The organism is Nostoc paludosum FACHB-159 (assembly GCF_014698835.1).
Lineage (GTDB): Bacteria > Cyanobacteriota > Cyanobacteriia > Cyanobacteriales > Nostocaceae > Nostoc > Nostoc paludosum.
In genome coordinates this window covers 207142-223793 of record NZ_JACJTU010000006.1, presented here as the reverse complement: position 1 = coordinate 223793, position 16652 = coordinate 207142, and the positions used below count along the sequence as shown (strand labels likewise).

General features: G+C 41.3%; 18 protein-coding genes. 13 read left to right on the top strand and 5 right to left on the bottom strand.

Annotated features, from left to right (window positions below; translation table 11 throughout):
* Positions 1 to 174: 174 nt before the first annotated feature.
* A complete protein-coding gene (locus H6H03_RS08755; protein ID WP_190954744.1) occupies positions 175 to 1158 on the bottom strand; it encodes a metal ABC transporter solute-binding protein, Zn/Mn family in 984 nt (327 codons plus the stop codon).
* 936 nt (positions 1159 to 2094) lie between these two features.
* Here H6H03_RS08755 and H6H03_RS08750 point away from each other — a divergent pair.
* From H6H03_RS08750 to H6H03_RS08725, 6 genes are all read left to right on the top strand, one after another.
* Complete coding sequence (locus H6H03_RS08750) at positions 2095 to 2430, top strand: hypothetical protein (protein ID WP_190954743.1); 336 nt, start codon at positions 2095 to 2097, stop codon at positions 2428 to 2430.
* A gap of 299 nt (positions 2431 to 2729) precedes the next feature.
* Positions 2730 to 3080, top strand: a complete 351-nt coding sequence (locus H6H03_RS08745; RefSeq protein ID WP_190954742.1) for a YtxH domain-containing protein — start codon at positions 2730 to 2732, stop codon at positions 3078 to 3080.
* 11 nt (positions 3081 to 3091) lie between these two features.
* A complete protein-coding gene (locus tag H6H03_RS08740) occupies positions 3092 to 3637 on the top strand; it encodes a DUF948 domain-containing protein (protein ID WP_190954741.1) in 546 nt (181 codons plus the stop codon).
* A 271-nt stretch (positions 3638 to 3908) separates the two neighbouring features.
* Positions 3909 to 4715: a TPM domain-containing protein gene (locus tag H6H03_RS08735; RefSeq protein ID WP_190954740.1), complete on the top strand. Its 807-nt coding sequence runs from the start codon at positions 3909 to 3911 to the stop codon at positions 4713 to 4715.
* A gap of 165 nt (positions 4716 to 4880) precedes the next feature.
* Complete coding sequence (locus H6H03_RS08730; RefSeq protein WP_190954739.1) at positions 4881 to 5507, top strand: precorrin-8X methylmutase; 627 nt, start codon at positions 4881 to 4883, stop codon at positions 5505 to 5507.
* Between the two features lie 100 nt (positions 5508 to 5607).
* Positions 5608 to 7020 (top strand): right-handed parallel beta-helix repeat-containing protein, encoded by a 1413-nt coding sequence (locus H6H03_RS08725; RefSeq protein WP_190954738.1) that lies wholly within the window; start codon positions 5608 to 5610, stop codon positions 7018 to 7020.
* A 204-nt stretch (positions 7021 to 7224) separates the two neighbouring features.
* Here the strand turns inward: H6H03_RS08725 and H6H03_RS08720 are convergent, their stop codons facing one another.
* Together H6H03_RS08720 and dapB are read right to left on the bottom strand one after the other, a co-directional pair.
* Entirely contained in the window at positions 7225 to 7914 is a 690-nt protein-coding gene (locus H6H03_RS08720) for a phosphate ABC transporter permease (RefSeq protein ID WP_190954737.1), read from the bottom strand.
* Positions 7915 to 8162: 248 nt separating this feature from the next.
* On the bottom strand, positions 8163 to 8999 hold the full coding sequence (gene dapB / locus H6H03_RS08715; RefSeq protein WP_190954736.1) for a 4-hydroxy-tetrahydrodipicolinate reductase: 837 nt from the start codon (positions 8997 to 8999) through the stop codon (positions 8163 to 8165).
* A gap of 499 nt (positions 9000 to 9498) precedes the next feature.
* On the opposite strand from dapB, the gene psbP reads away from it, so the two are divergent.
* The 3 genes from psbP (at position 9499) to H6H03_RS08700 (ending at position 10925) form a co-directional block, all read left to right on the top strand.
* On the top strand, positions 9499 to 10044 hold the full coding sequence (gene psbP, locus H6H03_RS08710) for a photosystem II reaction center PsbP (protein WP_190954735.1): 546 nt from the start codon (positions 9499 to 9501) through the stop codon (positions 10042 to 10044).
* A 113-nt stretch (positions 10045 to 10157) separates the two neighbouring features.
* Positions 10158 to 10751 (top strand): Maf family protein, encoded by a 594-nt coding sequence (locus H6H03_RS08705; RefSeq protein WP_190954734.1) that lies wholly within the window; start codon positions 10158 to 10160, stop codon positions 10749 to 10751.
* Between the two features lie 30 nt (positions 10752 to 10781).
* Positions 10782 to 10925 (top strand): histidine kinase, encoded by a 144-nt coding sequence (locus tag H6H03_RS08700; protein ID WP_190954733.1) that lies wholly within the window; start codon positions 10782 to 10784, stop codon positions 10923 to 10925.
* Here the strand turns inward: H6H03_RS08700 and H6H03_RS08695 are convergent.
* Entirely contained in the window at positions 10909 to 11142 is a 234-nt protein-coding gene (locus H6H03_RS08695; RefSeq protein WP_190954732.1) for a hypothetical protein, read from the bottom strand. The two genes, H6H03_RS08700 and H6H03_RS08695, sit on opposite strands and share 17 nt — an antisense overlap.
* Before the next feature lie 203 nt (positions 11143 to 11345).
* Here H6H03_RS08695 and H6H03_RS08690 point away from each other — a divergent pair, with 203 nt between their 5' ends.
* Positions 11346 to 12095, top strand: coding sequence for a phycocyanobilin:ferredoxin oxidoreductase (locus H6H03_RS08690; RefSeq protein ID WP_190954731.1), 750 nt, complete (start codon positions 11346 to 11348; stop codon positions 12093 to 12095).
* Here the strand turns inward: H6H03_RS08690 and H6H03_RS08685 are convergent.
* Positions 11977 to 12318, bottom strand: coding sequence for a hypothetical protein (locus tag H6H03_RS08685; protein WP_190954730.1), 342 nt, complete (start codon positions 12316 to 12318; stop codon positions 11977 to 11979). The two genes, H6H03_RS08690 and H6H03_RS08685, sit on opposite strands and share 119 nt — an antisense overlap.
* Positions 12319 to 13148: 830 nt before the next feature.
* Between H6H03_RS08685 and H6H03_RS08680 the strand changes: the two genes are divergently transcribed.
* The 3 genes from H6H03_RS08680 to H6H03_RS08670 all read left to right on the top strand — a co-directional run bounded on the left by H6H03_RS08680 (position 13149) and on the right by H6H03_RS08670 (position 16589).
* The gene (locus H6H03_RS08680) at positions 13149 to 14573 is read left to right on the top strand and encodes an HlyD family efflux transporter periplasmic adaptor subunit (RefSeq protein ID WP_190954729.1); all 1425 of its coding nucleotides are present in this window, start codon (positions 13149 to 13151) and stop codon (positions 14571 to 14573) included.
* Positions 14574 to 14597: 24 nt separating this feature from the next.
* Positions 14598 to 15752, top strand: coding sequence for an ABC transporter permease DevC (gene devC, locus H6H03_RS08675; protein ID WP_190954728.1), 1155 nt, complete (start codon positions 14598 to 14600; stop codon positions 15750 to 15752).
* Between the two features lie 126 nt (positions 15753 to 15878).
* Entirely contained in the window at positions 15879 to 16589 is a 711-nt protein-coding gene (locus tag H6H03_RS08670; RefSeq protein ID WP_190954727.1) for a DevA family ABC transporter ATP-binding protein, read from the top strand.
* Positions 16590 to 16652 lie beyond the last annotated feature (63 nt).

Genomic DNA, 16652 nt, shown 5'->3' with positions numbered 1-16652 from the left:
GTATAGCTGTATGCCCCTACTGTTGTTCTTATAAACGTTCAAAAACCTAAAATTTATAGCACAATACGCTTCTGTTAAGAAAATTTCTATGTAGAAGCAAGCTACGGTGTATACACAAATAGGAAATAGTAGTTTGTACTGAACTATTGCCTATTGCCTATTACCTATTCCCAGTCATTTCGCTTGAAACATCAAATACGTCCCTCCTAAGCCTTCAACAATTGTACGTGTATTAGCAATCATCATTTTTTGATAAGTATCTGCATCGCCTCCAGGTTCTCCAAGCCCTTCAGAATATAGCCTCCTCTGAGAAATTTGCACATCAGCTTCTCTGGCTACAGATTGAATTAAATTTGGGTTAATTGCTACCTCAGGAAAAATAGTTGGCACTTTAGCCTGTTTAATATTTTTAGCCAAATTGTTTACTCGTAGAGTTGTCAGTTTTTCCTGAGTGCGAATACCTTCCATTCCCCCTGCTAATGAAATACCGTATGCTTTAGCATAATAACCAAATGCCTCAGAGGTAGTAACTAGCTTGCGTTGTTTGACGGGAATACTGGCAATTGTTGATTTAATCCAGTTATCTAGTTGAGTGAGTTCATTTTTAATTTTTTGGGTATTGCTAGTATAAAGTTCTGCATCACTTGATGGTAATTTCTTCAGATTACTATTAATGACTTCAACCATTGCGATCGCGTTCTTAGTATTATGCCAAATATAAGGATCGCTTACCCTTTTACCACCTTGTATAAATTTTTGTGGCTTCGACACTGCAACTTGAGCAACTGCTATTTTTGATGCAGAATTTTTAGTGCTTTTAATTAATGCGATGGAATTTGACTCAAAATTGTAACCAGTATAAAGAATCAGATTAGCTTGCTCAATAGCTTTACGATCTTCCGGTTTTGGTTGATAAACTTTCGGATTGGCAGTAGGGGAAATCAAACAAGTGAGGTTAACTGTATTCTCTGCAATTTGTCTGGTTAAGTCGCAAAGTACACTTGTAGTTGCTACGACTCGCGGAAGATTTTCATTTACCTCAGTGGTGGTCTGAGTAAACGTAGTTCTTACAGCTTGATTCCCACACCCAACAAATCCAAATGTAAATACAACAAGAATAGCTCGTAATAAATTATTTTTTGGTGATTTTTCTGACATCCTCATCTCCTACTGGATGCATAAAAAAGATAATCATTATAATTCAAGAATTCTGAAGTCAGAATTCAGCAGACAAGGTTTTTGCAAGCAAAATGTAGCTTTACGCGACGGGCTGCAAAACTGCTAAAGGTAAAAGCACCAAGATACGAGGCGATGCTAGGGTGTCTCTTTGGTAGAAAATGTAGTTGCAGCCTGTTACCATCTGCATCAAGCAACTATACCATTGCGCTGATGTGCCGTCAAAATCACAAATTGATTCAGGGAAGGAATGTGGTAATGGAGGGGCGTATCGCTCATACGGGTTGAAGGGAGCAAAGCAAGTCGTGAATCTAAGGCAATTGTAGCTGTGCTTTTATCAGGTGTGGATATGTATTTGCTACAAAATTGCTGAATTAGTGATTTTTAAGGATTAATCAATTGCTGTTGCTTCCTGAAAAAAAGCTATATTGAGGAAAAGCTAGCGATCGCCAACTAATATGGATATTCGCGAAAAACTTAACCGTGTGTAGAGCAGCTGAATCAATCCTAACTCCAGAAGCAATCAAACGAACCTTTCTTTGATAGCAGCATTGGAATTGTAATATTAAGATTGCAGTTGAAAAAATAGCAAAGCTTTTCTAAAAAATATCTTTTATAGCAATCCTATTTCATTTGTGAAAGCTAGAGTACATTTGGTACGTTCTTCTTGCCTGTTGCCTATTCCTTACCTTTATGAGTAATTTTGTAACTCATTTATGATAGCTATAGTACATTAGAGTTCTAAATTCTTTATTCTTCATATAAAGCCTCTACTTTATTGCGTAAAAAAAAACTTCCTCTCAAGTCCAAAACACTGATTCCCTACTCCCCAGTCCCTATATACCTAAATAACTGCAAAAATCAAATCAGATTACTTGTAGAACAACTCCTCAAAGCTGACATTAGTCAAGATAAACGATGGTAATTTTCGTTGTTACAATTAACACCTTGATTTCGTTGATACTACTCTATATTGCTTTGCAGGTGTGGCAACTTAAGCAGCGATTAGCATCTGTAGCAGATAGCTTAACTGCCTATGAAATTTGTACCCATAGAACACTGCATCAAGCACCGGAAAATATTTATCTTAATCAGCAGAATATTTATAACTTACGGCAGAGAAACCAAGCACTACAGATACAAATTCAACAAGTGCAGCAAATTATCAGTCTGATTTTGCTAGGGCGACAAATCTGGCAACGTTATTTTCAAAGACCAGGGTTAACACCTGGGAAAACAACATTTATCAAATAAGTTAATCAACAAAAGATGACAATTGAGCAAATCTTAAGCCAGAAGTCAAGATTGACAGCAAAATTATAACTCCTGAATTCTTAGAATAAAAGCAACATTTATGGCTGATATTTTGTCAGGATAGTAACTATCGCACTGTGATAGAAGTCCTGGCTACCTTTAACAAAGGACTTAAACCCCTAGTCTGCTGAATTGAGATGCTAGCTGGATTTGCACCGTGCTACGTATAGATAAAATTGTTTAAGTCTTGCAAGGGGGGAAAACCCACCTAAAATGGGTCTAAGGAGAGAAACAACAAAATGTCTAATAATCGTTCTGGAATATTTGTTGGCGGTTTGATGCTGGGAGCTACCATCGGCGCTTTAGCTGGTTTACTCGTTGCTCCACGCACAGGGCGCGAAACGCGAAAAATATTGAAAAAATCTGCCAATGCTATCCCAGAATTGGCAGAAGATATATCGACAAGCGTGCAAATCCAGGCAGATCGTCTTTCTGCCAGCGCACTGCGAAACTGGGATGAAACTTTAGATAGATTAAAGGAAGCGATCGCCGCAGGTGTAGATGCTAGTCAGCGAGAAAGCCAAGTCTTGAAGCGTCAAACATCACCTGAAGACTCAGATTCACTTCCCCAGCAATTAGAACGCTTATAAATGATGTAACCGTGATCGACCCCCTGTTTTGGTTGGGACTTTCCTTACTCTTAGTCGCCACAAGCTTAACTGCCGTTTTAGTGGCGGCCATACCGGCTTTGCAGGAGTTAGCACGCGCAGCCCGGAGTGCAGAAAAGCTATTTGACACGCTATCACGAGAATTACCACCGACCCTAGATGCTATCCGCGTCACGGGTTTAGAAATTACTGACTTAACTGATGATGTCAGTCAAGGCGTAAAAAGTGCCAGTCAAGTTGTCAAACAAGTTGACCAAAGCCTTGATACTGCAAGAATTCAGGCTCAAAATCTGCAAGTAGGTACGCGCAGCATCTTAGTTGGCGTCAAAGCAGCTTGGAGAAACTTCACGCGCCAAAAGCCAACAAGACGAATCAGCGATCGTCTCGGCGGCAATGAAAAACCAGCACTGACGTTGCGAGAACGAGAAGTGTTGAGACAAGACAATCACCGCATCAAACCAGAAGCCTACCGCGCCAATGACAGTTACAACGACGCTGCTACTGCTAGCTGGGAAACAGATTTTGATGATGAAGAGTGAATTGAGGGATGGGCATTGGGCATTGGGCATCGGGCATTGGGGTGTTGACTGTTGACTGATTGACTGCTCAGTGAGGAGTTATTATTCGTCCTTCCCTCATCCCCATGCCCAATGCTCCATGCCCCATGCCCCATTCCCAATGCCCAAAAACGCTTTGCTTTGATCCCTAAGATTAGAGTAAAGTAAACAAGTGTAAAGAAGTATGATTTTTCCAGTACTCTTTTAAAACAACTTGTTCACTTTTACCTTTGATATTTCTATAAAAACGTTCATGCAGTCTTGTTTTTGGCGACGAATCCTGGTATCCATTGCAGTATTTTTCCTGGCTGGGTCAATTTGGGTGATGCATTCTTCCCCAGCGCTGGCTTATGACAATCCTGACTTGCTTCCAAAGACCTTTACCCCAGTTGTAGACTTAGCTAAATCTCTTCCTGAATTGCAAGAAGAAAAACTTGTTAAAGATTTAGAGCAGTTTGAAGTAGATACGGGCTGGAAATTGCGAGTATTGACTCAGTATGACCGCACACCCGGTCGGGCAGTGATTAATTATTGGGGCTTAGATGATAAAAGTATTTTGCTAGTTGCTGATTCTCGTGGCGGTAACATCCTGAGCTTTAGTGTCGGCGATGCTGTTTATGAACTTTTACCCCGGACTTTCTGGATAGAACTGCAAACTAGGTTCGGCAATTTATACTTTGTACGCGAACAAGGCGAAGACCAAGCCATTTTGCAAGCTTTAGAATCTGTTAAAGGCTGTTTACTCAAAGGCGGTTGCAATGTCGTCCCCGGACTGCCACGAGAACAGTGGATTCTCACCTTGATTACTTCAGTTATTGGTGGGATAATCTGTGGATTTGCAGCTCAACCCCGCGAACAAGGGCAAGTTTTTGCTTGGCAATGGGCTTTAATTTTCTCTCCTTTGTGGGGAATCTTATTTATTGCCTTTGGCATCGGCCCAGTAGTGACACGTACAAACGACTGGTTACCCCTAGTTCGTAATATTTCTGGGTTTCTCATTGGCGTCTTAGTTGCTTATCTATCTCCTGTTTTCAGTCGGCCTTCTTCCAGTAACGAGTGAAGAGTGCTGAGTTTGGAATTATGAGTTATGAGTTATGAGTGGTAAGTTCTAACTCCAAACCCCTAACTCCAACTCCTAACTCTTAACTCCAAACTCCTAACTTCTAACTCCTAACTCTCTTAAACTGATAAGCTGAAGGCTAAATATTTGAGAAGCTCAACGACAATGGAATGGCACGTAACTGATGCTCAAAGTTTAGCAATCATTGATAGTGAAATTGGCGATCATGTCTTTTCACCAGCAGAGTATGAGATTGTGCGTCGGGTAATCTACGCCACGGCTGACTTTGAGTATAAGTCTTTGATTCGCTTTTCTGAGCGTGCCTTACAAGCTGGAGCAGCAGCCTTAGCTGCGCGTACTACGATTGTGGTAGATGTACCGATGGTACAAGTAGGTATTGCCTACGACATCCAAAATACCTTTGCCAATCCAGTGTATTGCAGTATGGAAGCTTTAACACGCCCACAAAAAGAAAAAACGCGGGCGGCATGGGGAATAGAAACCCTGGCAAAGCGTTATCCAGAAGGTATTTTTGTGGTAGGTCAAGCGCAAACCGCATTAACAGCATTGATAGATTTAATCGAGACTGAGGAAATTAGACCCGCTTTAATCATTGCAACTCCGGTGGGATTTGTAAATGTTGATGCAAAGGCGCGTTTACAAGACTCTCTGGTTCCCCACATTACAATAGAAAGTCGTAAAGGTAATGCAGTTATAGCAGCTGCGATCGTTGACGGATTGGTAGATTTGGCTTGGCAAGCCTACGGGCAAGATAAAAATCGAGGAAGCTAGGAAAGTCGGCTCTGTGCTATCCTGTATCCAAAAGAGTATTCATAATTAGTGAATATCCTGATATTTTTATTGAATACTACCGAGTAAGGAGCCTAATACTGTGGTAACTGAGGGTTTCAGTTTAAGCGCTTATATTGCAATCCCCGTAGTTTTAAGTCTTTTACTTGAGGGAGACAATGTAAAAGTATCTGTAATTAAAAATGTTAGTCAAGAGTCTATCGAACAACAAGCGATCGCTCCCAGCCCCCAGTTAATCAGCACTAAAACAGCTGGAAAAACATACTACGTTAGTGGCAAAGGGAACGACAAAAATAATGGACTTTCCACCTCATCGCCTTTTAGAACTATTCAAAAGGCAGCAAATCTGACCAAGCCTGGAGACACCGTACTCATCATGAACGGAGTCTACACAAATGCAAATCCAAAAGGAGAGGTAGTAGCAATTACTCGCTCTGGAACTGCAAATGCATGGATTAAGTTTAAAGCATATCCTGGGCATTCACCAAAACTTCAGCACGATGGATGGCATGGAGTTTTGATTAACAATGGAGCTTCATATATTGAAGTTAACGGGCTTGAAGTGATAGGAAATAATGCCAATGTAACTCTTGATTATGCCATGAGCCAAAAGAGTAATAAATCAAACCCACTAACAAATGGAAACTGCATTACCGTAGATGGACGAAAAAAAGGACATCCTCACCATATACGTATTGTTAACAACAAGACACATAGCTGCGGTGGTTCAGGTATTGGAGTAATTGAAGCCGACTATGTGACTATAGATAATAACGTGGTGTTTGATAATGCTTGGTACGGTATCTATGCTAGCAGTGGTATTTCGTTGCTGCGTAATTGGAACTTTGATAATTACCAGGGATATAAGATATTCGTAACTAACAACAAGGTATACAACAATCGACAGTATATTCCTTGGATTAAGACAGGAACTATCACCGATGGTAATGGCGTTATTCTCGATAGTTTCACAAAGGAGAAAAACTCAACATACCCTCCATATAAAGGACGTACTTTAGTTAAAAATAATCTGACATTTCATAATGGTGGTTCAGGCATTCATACATTTAATAGCGATCGTATTGATATTATCAACAACACAGCTTTTCTCAATAATCAGACTCCAGAACTTAAACTAGGGCAAATATTTACTCAGGCGTCATCTGACGTGAAAATTTTAAATAATATTCTGTATGCTTTTCCTGGCAAAAATGTTAATAGCAAAAGTAAAGGTAAAAACGTTATTTTTGATTACAATATATACCTAAATACTTCTTCTCCAAATGTTAAAGGGCCTCACGATATTATTGCAGATGCAGATTTTATCAGGACACATCCCACTTTGAGAAAAATAGCTGGTGATTGGAACTCACAATTATCTAAGCAAAATCTCTCTGCACCAAATTCTATCAAGCTTGATTCAACAAGTGTTGTTTGCGAACCAGTGAGTTATACTCTCAGAGGTAAACTCATCAAGGTGGGATGTTCGCGTTAGGCAACTCCAAAAAATAAATTATCCTACTTAAAGTAGTTGACCGTTGAGTGTTAAGTGTTCACAGTCAACGGTTAACAATAACAATGGAATATTTTCTTACTACACACTGGGAACGCAATAACTCTGGGGACGTTGAGGAATCTTGCGATTCAACAGCGTAAGAATCCCCATCTATAATCTCTGATTTAGATGGGGTGCGTTCAATCACTCCTCTACTCTACGCCGACGCCGAGGCGGCCTTCTTTCTTGTGGATCTTCACGCAAGCGACGGCCGACTTCGCTAAAGAAATCACGTCGCAAGTAAGGATAATCGCTGACCCACAACTCACGACTGGGAATGTATATATCGGTGAATTCTTCGATGCTGCTCAAATCTGGGCGATTTGACATCACTATCATTTCTGCAATTTGACCGCGAGCTATGGCTTTGTGGCTAGGACGTAGTGGTACGTCAAATTCAATGGTAAATCCAGTGTCATCACCCACCTCTAGGTTAATCCGTTTTTCTCGGTTTTCTACAATTACTAATTCACCTTTGCTATTGACGGTTTCTTGTTTGCCAATTAACTGGTCTGTAATCCACCAATCCAGAATTCGACCGCGAAAAAAACCGCTATATTTGTAACGGCGACATTGTAAATTTCGCATACTTGCTTGAAACACCGGATACCACAGCCAAAACAAAGCGCTAATTACCCCCAGCACAAATATTATCGGGCCAAACTCTAGCCCAAATAAGGCTCTTACAAGCAGAATTACGACTATGGCGACTACAGAAATTAACAGGCGTTGCAAAAAATTTGCAAACTTTCCCCAGTAGTACTTGTACTGAAGACCAGTGGCAATTAAGGGGACAATTTGTTCAAATTTCTGGCGAGTCAGTGGTACTAACATGAGTGCTGAGTACTGAGTAATGGGTAATAAATTTGAAGAAGAATTCAGAATTCAGAATTCAGAATCAATTAGTGGGGGATACGCTCCCTTAGGGAAGCTACAGAGCTGCTACTAATTGAAAACTAGTAAATTGAAAATCACGCGCGGGTGTTTCACCGTTTATACTCCTACGGAGAAGCAAGGTACATTCACCAGTTGTACTCAGGTAAATTCTGAATTCTGAGTTCTGACTCCTGAATTCTTTGTTACTAAAGTATTTTTTCTAATCCATATACTAACGACTTTAGCGCTAAGACTTTACGAATGGCTAATAGTACTCCTGGCATATAGCAAGCGCGATCGCTCGTATCATGTCGTAAAGTATAAATCTGTCCGGGTGCGCCAAAAATAACTTCCTGATGAGCAACTAATCCTGGTAGGCGGACGCTATGAATTCTGATGCCTTCCTCTGCTTGACTTCCCCTAGCTCCTGGTAATTTCTCAGTTTCTTGTACTAACGCAGGATTAAAGGTTTTACCTAATTCTCCTAATAACTGCGCCGTTTGAATCGCAGTACCACTGGGAGCATCAGCTTTTTGGTTGTGATGCAGTTCAATAATTTCTACGTGGTCAAAATATTGAGAGGCGGCGACTGCGGCTTGTTGCAGCAGCACCATACCAATAGAAAAGTTAGGAATAATCAAACAACCAGTACTAGCTTTCTCGGCAAAGTCCGCGAGATCTTGAATTTGTTCTGGACTTAATCCAGTGGTGCCAACTACAGGACGAATACCGTAGGCGATCGCGCTACGAATATTGTCATAAACTGAATCCGGATGGGTAAAGTCTACCATCACCCCTGGAGGCCCTTGTCTTTCTCCAGCCACATAACCCAACATCGGTTCTAATTGATTGGTAATTGGCACTTCCAAAGGTTCGCTTAAACCCGCTAGTTCTCCAGCGTCTTTATCTTGATGTTCCGGACTGCTATCAATTGCACCCACTAAATTCAAATCGGGTGCTTGCGCCACTGCCTTAACTACTTCACGACCCATTTTACCAGCAGCACCGTTGACAATAACCGGGATAGGAGCTTGATTCGTCATACGTTGAGAAATTCTTTTTAAGTCAACAAGGGAATTGTAAAGACTTTTGCGAGTAAAAATACCAATCGCCAGTCCCTAGCTCGTTTTTCATGGATGACGGTGAAAATTTTTTCATTAGCACTGCTATGATAAGTAAATCTTATAAAAGTGTTAAGCTTTTTTTGTCAAGTCTAGTTGACTAATCGTAATAAAATTTGTTAAATTTATTTACATAGGTTAACAAAGCAGCAAAGCAACCTACCTAGCTAAGGTTAGACGTTGTATATGACCTTTCTAGTTTTGGTTAGCTTAGATGTTAACTAAAAAATAGACTTCGGTATCGGTATATCTCATCGACATTTGGACTTCTCCCATTTACCTCGGCTATCAAGTCGGGGTTTTTTGTTTTCTAGCTCTCCGCATCTTTATGGTTCATCCGAAGCGTACCGCTTGGTGGGAAAATAAAAACGAGAAATGATGCTTGCCTGGTATTGCCTCCAGCCCAAAGGAACCTGTATAAATGTGGAAACGAATTGTATTAATTTTGCTATTGGTGTTGAGCTTCAGCCTGAGTAATTCTGGCGTAGCAGTTGCAGCTGGACTAAAAAGCTTTGTAGACACCAATGATGGCTATCAGTTTTTATATCCTAATGGCTGGCTGCAAGTTAAAGTTGCCAACGGCCCTGATGTGGTTTTTCACGATTTAATTGAGGTATCTGAAAATGTTTCTGTAGTCATTAGCCCAGTTCCAGAAAATAAAACCTTAGCAGAATTGGGGACTCCAACAGAAGTAGGGTATAAATTAGGAAAAGCCGCTCTAGCGCCTCCTGATTCTGGTCGTTCAGCCGAATTAATCAATGCCGCACAGCGCGAAGTCGATGGTAAAACATACTACCTTTTAGAGTATGAAGTTAAACTCCCCAATCAACAGCAACGGCACAACATCGCCAGCGTAGCTGTTAGCCGTGGTAAACTTTTTACCTTCAACGCTTCAATTTCTGAAAAACGCTGGCCAAAAGTTAAACAAACAATTGATGAAGTTGTAAATTCTTTTTCTGTTTATTAATCATGGGGCATGGGGCATTGGGCATTGGGCATTGGGCATTTGTCTTCATACTTCCTCTGCCCCTCTGCTTCTTGTGCCCCCTGCTTTGCTGCTCTCTCATTTCGTGCTTTTCTATGAGCATTACACCTTTTGTACTGGCCTCAGCTTCCCCAGCGCGACGGCGCTTGCTGCAAACTGTTGGTATTGAACCGATAGTTCGACCTAGTGATTTTGATGAGTCGCAAATCCAATTAAGCGAACCTGCACAATTAGTTAAAACTCTTGCCCAGTACAAAGCGCAAACCGTAGCGCCACAGTTTGAATCAGCTTTGATTATGGGTTGTGATTCGGTTTTGTCTGTAAATAATGAGATTCATGGCAAACCAGTAGATGCTGGTGAAGCGATCGCCCGTTGGCGGATAATGCAAGATAGCTTTGGTGACTTATACACAGGTCATGCCTTAATTGACTTGAACCAAAACCGCGCTTTAGTCAAGTCTCAAGTTACAAGAGTTTATTTTGCTCCAATGACGGACAAGGCAATTAAAGCTTATGTGGCCACAGGCGAACCCCTCAAGTGTGCTGGTGCCTTTGCCCTTGAAGGTTTTGGTAGTTTGTTCGTTGAAAAAATTGAAGGCTGTCACAGCAATGTAATTGGCCTCAGTTTACCCCTGCTGCGGCAGATGTTAGCAGAACTAGGATACGATGTTACGGATTTTTGGCAATAGTTATTGGGCATTGGGCATTGGGCACTTGTAATGAGCGAAGCCGAAGTATTGGGCATTGGGCATTGGGAGTTAAGAGTTATTATTCTGCCCTTGTCCCTTTGTTTCCCCATCTTCCTCATGTCTCATGCCCCATGCCCCATGCCCCATGCCCCATGCCCTACACCCAATAACTAAATTGCTTAACATTTAGTATTGCTTCTCCGTGATCTGGAATCCAAGCTAGCCATTTATCTTTGGACACTGGACATAATAAAAGTGCTTCGTCAAAACTCAAAGGGTTGGGAAGTTCCAAAAGCTTGACCCAACTAGAAACTCTCAAGTGCTGTAAACTTTCCAGATTGGGTCTTCTTGCTTGGACGGCAAAATCTGGTCTATTAGAATCTAGTTTCATATCTTCGCCTTAGCCTTAACCAATGGGCTAATCAAAAATTATTTCTGTAACTTAGACTACAAAATAAACAATACTTGTGAAAAGCAACTGTCTTATAACTTTACGTTCGCTGATGTAAGTGTTTGCTTAATATTGCAAGCTATGACTGTGAGGCACGGCAAGTTGTAGACTGGCTACTAGACCGCAATTCTCCCAACTAGAATATGTCATTTACTTCTATGCCCTCGCTGCGTGAGCAACAACATCCCCTAATTCGTCAGCTAGCTGATTGTATTGAGGCAGCTTGGCATCAGCATCTGGATCTATCGCCCTACCATTTGCCAGCGGAGTTGGGGTATGTGGAAGGTAGACTAGAAGGGGAAAAACTGACCATTGAAAACCGTTGCTATCAAACCCCGCAGTTCCGGAAAATGCACTTGGAACTGGCAAAAGTCGGGAATATGCTCGATATTTTGCATTGCGTCATGTTTCCCCGTCCTGAATACAACCTGCCGATGTTTGGTTGTGATTTAGTGGGGGGTAGAGGTCAAATTAGTGCGGCGATCGCAGACCTTTCTCCCATACATGTAGAACGTACCTTACCAGAATCTTATACTGCTGCGCTCACGCAGTTAACAGTGCTTAACTTTTCCCAACCCCGTGAATTACCTGAATGGGGAAACATTTTCTCAGACTTTTGTATCTTTGTGCGTCCCACTTTCCCAGAAGAAGAAACAATGTTTTTGTCTCGTGTGGGAGAATTTTTAGAGATTCATTGTACCCAAGCGATCGCCTCTAGTCCAGTTCCACTCGAACAAGTCACACAAAATCTCGCCGGACAACACAACTACTGCACTAAACAGCAGCAAAACGACAAAACCCGTCGCGTCCTAGAAAAAGCCTTTGGCCCAGCTTGGGCAGAACATTACATGACCACAGTTCTATTCGACCTTCCCCAGGAGATTTCCAGATAAAAAATCTCCAACCCAGAAGGCGAGAGACGCTATGACACAGGGACACGGGGACGCGGGGACGCGGGGATGAGGGAGATGAGGAAGTGTGAGGAGTGTGGGGGGTGTGGGGAGTGTGGGGAGAGAGGGGAGTGTGGGGGGAAAGAGAATTAATGCTTCCCCATCCTCCCACACCTCCCACACCTCCCACACCTCCCACACCTCCCACACCTCCCACACCTCCCACACTCCTTGCTTGTCCAATGCCCTTATTCCCCCATCTGTAGGTTCTGTTACGTTTTTCCGTAACTAATAAATGTAGAATTCATTCAACGAGAGTTTGATGGAGTCCCAAAATAGAAGCAGGGAAATTAGTAAAACCAATTAGCTTTAACTAGGTTACAGATAATGACGCGGGGACACAGTGACACAGTGACGCGGAGAATCATGTGTAGCAAAATTTTTGACAATTGGTATCAGGTCTTTGAAACAAATGATTTTTGATCTTGTTTTTCAATGTTCTAAATAACTGTAGCCTCCGCTGATTAAGCTTAAGAATTCAGAATTCAGAATTCAGAATCCAGAATTAAGAATCAATAAGGCTTGGATGCCCAGGTTTGATAATTAGCACAAAATCAAGCAGGTGTGCAAGATTGATTTTCCAAGTATTCTGACTTCGATTCCTGAGTTGGAAAATTGTCTTGTCAGTAAATAGTTATTAGCGTTCACTGATTAGTTAATGTGAATTAGTTTATCTTTGCGGTAGTGAATGTAGCAGTACAGTACCGCATCATAGTAGTTTTATTTTTCAGTAGAGACGCGATTTCTTGCGTCTCTACATCTGAATACCTCACTAATTGATTCTGGATTCTGAATTCTGAATTCTGAATTCTGTATTCTTCTTCAGATAGCCAGCTACAAGAGGGCATCATTTTGCAAAGCTTTAGTGTGAGTGTTGAGTGTCGATCGCCCAATGGATTTTAAGCCATACCCATTGTTTGTCCTAAGCGGCTGGCTATTGATTAAAAACCCTTTTTTACTCGCATCAGCACAATTCAGATAAACAGGCAACATACTATGTCAAGGGTGACCGAGAAGCCAAAGCCAACTGAGCAGACATTTAATCCCGAACAACCTAAGATTTGGTGGGGTATTGCTGTAGCGGTGCCAATAGTAATTGCTGCTGGGGTACTAGGTACAGCTAAAATCGAGCAGCTCAAAAAACTAACTGTATCCGCACCCGTAATGCCATCTACCAATGGCGTTAGTGCTGTGGGGCGTTTGGAACCGCGAGGCGAAGTTATTAAATTGTCTGCGCCATCCTCAGGATTAGCGCCATCCTCACGAATTCAGCAGCTTCTCGTGAAAGAAGGTGAAAAGGTCAGACAAGGCCAAATTGTGGCAATTTTGGACAACCGCGATACTCAAATAGCCGCACTAGAAGAGGCAAAAGCTAAAGTCCAAGAAGCCCGTGCGAATTTAGCCCAAGTCAGAGCCGGATCTCCGCGAGATATTCAAGCCCAAAGATCGGTTATTGCTCGCCTACAAGCGCAGTTAGTTGGCGAAAAGAATGCTCAACAAGCGACAATTGCTCGAATTGCTGCTCAGTTAAGTGGAGAAAAACTCGTCCAACAAGCAACGGTGAATCGGCTAGAAGCTGAACTTAGCGGACAAAGAGAGGCTCTTAGGGCAACCTTGGCACGTATTCAAGCCGAACAGCGTAATGCTCAAGTCGATGCTGGGCGGTATGAGTTTTTATATAAAGAAGGTGCGATTTCCCAGCAAGAACGCGATCGCAGACGCTTGAGTGCGGTTACAGCTAATCAGCAGGTTGCTGAAAGTCAAGCTACCCTGAGACAGACATTGGCAACTCTGCGACAGCAACTTGCCGAAGCCAGAGCTACTCAAATACAAAATTTAGCAACTTTGCAACAGCAGCTGATTGAAGCCAAAGTCAACCGTGACAAAACTGTGGCAACTTTGCAAAGGCAAATTGATGAAGAAAGAGCCAGATTGAGTAGGCTTTTGGAGGTTAGTCCGACTGATGTGCAAGTAGCCTTAGCGCAAGTTAGTAATGCGATCGCTAATGTTAGAAAAGCCGAAGCAGAACTGAAATTAAGCTACGTTCAAGCGCCAATTGCTGGAGAAATTTTAAAGATTTACACCAAGTCGGGTGAAGCTATCGGTGCAAATGGCATTGCTGAACTTGGACAAACTAATCAAATGTTTGTAGTTGCTGAAGTCCCTGAAGATAGTATTAGCAAAGTGCGCCTCGGTCAAAACGCTAGTATCACCAGCGATAATGGAGCATTTAGCGAAGAACTAAAAGGAACTGTCACTGAAATTGGCAGAAAAATCGGCAAAAAAGATGTGCTAAATACAGATCCAGCAGCAGATGTTGATGCCAGAGTCATAGAAGTGAAAATTGCTTTGTCTCCAGAAGATAGTCTGAAAGTTTCTGGTTTAACTTATGCGAAAGTTTTGGTGGAAATTAATAACTAACTCCTCAGAAATTAATTCTTAATAATGAATAAAAAAATCCCTCTGTCGTGGCTACAACTAACCAGAGAAAGGACTCGCCTTGCTGTGGCTTTGGCAGGAATCGCTTTTGCTGATATTTTGATGTTTATGCAACTCGGATTTCGGGATGCATTGTATTATAGTAACGTTCGATTCCACAGCAGTTTACAGGGCGATATTGTTTTAATTAATAGTCAATCTAGTGCTGTTTTAGCCATGAGAAGCTTTTCTCAACGGCGATTATATAAAGCTTTAGAGTTACCAACAGTACAATCAGTACATCCTATATATTTAGATTATACAACTTGGAAAAATCCTATAACAGGGCGCCCTCGTAGTATCCTGGTATTTGGAATGAACCCAGAAACTAATCTAGTTAATTTGCCTGGAGTTCAAGAGAATTTAGAAAAACTTAAACTGCCAGATGTAGTTTTATTTGACCGTTCTTCTAGGGTTGAGTATGGGCCAATTGCTGCTGATTATGACCAAGGAAAGACCGTCACAGCAGAAGTCAGAAGACGGCGAATTAAAGTGGTAGGGATATTTACATTAGGTGCATCATTTGGTGCAGATGGTAACTTAATCACCAGTGATGTTAACTTTCTCCGGATATTCAATACTCGTCAAAAAGGATTAATTGATATTGGGTTAATTAAATTGAAACCTGGAGCAAATGTTAATGCTGTTGCTGAGGATTTAAAGAAATATATACCTAAAGAAATAAATGTTTTAACTAAACAAGAATTTATTGACTTTGAGCGAAATTACTGGGCAAGTAGTACAGCTATCGGATTTATTTTTACATTAGGAACTATTATGGGTTTTATTGTAGGAACTGTAATTGTTTATCAAATCCTTTATACAGAAGTTTCAGATCACTTAGCTGAGTACGCCACCCTCAAAGCCATAGGCTATACACATAACTATTTATTAAAAGTTATTCTGCAAGAGGCTTTTCTACTAGCTGTTTTAGGATATATGCCCGGAATAATTTTTGCTTTATTTATGTATAAAAGTGCAAGGGAAGCAACACTTTTACCAGTATTTATGAGTTTCGATCGCGCCACAACTGTGTTGATTTTGACCATAATCATGTGCTTTGTTTCCGGTGCGATCGCAGTCCGCAAATTACGCTCTGCCGATCCAGCAGATATATTTTAATTAATTGAAGATTAATTATTAATTCTCATAATTAATTCAGAGATATAATTGATAATTAAGTAATTCTAATTTCTGGCAATCAATACAGTTCCGTCTCGGAACTGATAAATCATAACTAACAAATTTATGAAGAGACAAGAACCTGTAATTGCCATTAAAAATCTGAACCATTACTATGGTAAAGGCTCACTGAAGAAACAGATTTTATTTGACATCAACCTAGACATTTATGCTGGTGAAATTGTAATTATGACCGGGCCCTCAGGTTCAGGTAAAACAACATTACTGAGTTTGATTGGTGGTTTGCGGTCTGTACAAGAGGGAAGTCTAAAATTTTTAGGTGAAGAAGTGTTTGGTGCCAGTCAAAACAAACTCGTGCAAATGCGGCGTAACATTGGTTATATTTTCCAAGCTCACAATTTGCTGGGGTTCTTGACTGCCAAACAAAACGTACAAATGGCAGTAGAATTAAACGATCGCGTTTCTCAAGCAGAAGCGATCGCTAAATCAGAAATGATGCTGCGGGCTGTTGGTTTAGAAGAAAGAATTAATTATTTCCCAGATAATCTTTCTGGGGGACAAAAACAAAGAATTGCGATCGCCCGCGCCCTAGTTAATCGTCCTCCCCTAGTGCTAGCAGACGAACCAACAGCAGCATTAGATAAACAATCAGGACGCGATGTCGTAGAAATCATGCAGAGTCTAGCTAAAAACCAAGGTACAACTATCTTGTTAGTCACACACGACAACCGCATTTTAGACATCGCCGATCGCATCGTAGAAATGGAAGATGGCCTGTTAACTCGTAATTCTTCAAATACAGTTATTCAGTCATAATTTTGATGTCGCTAGTCATTTGCAAAGAACAAATGGCTAGCGACTCATGACTAATAACAAACA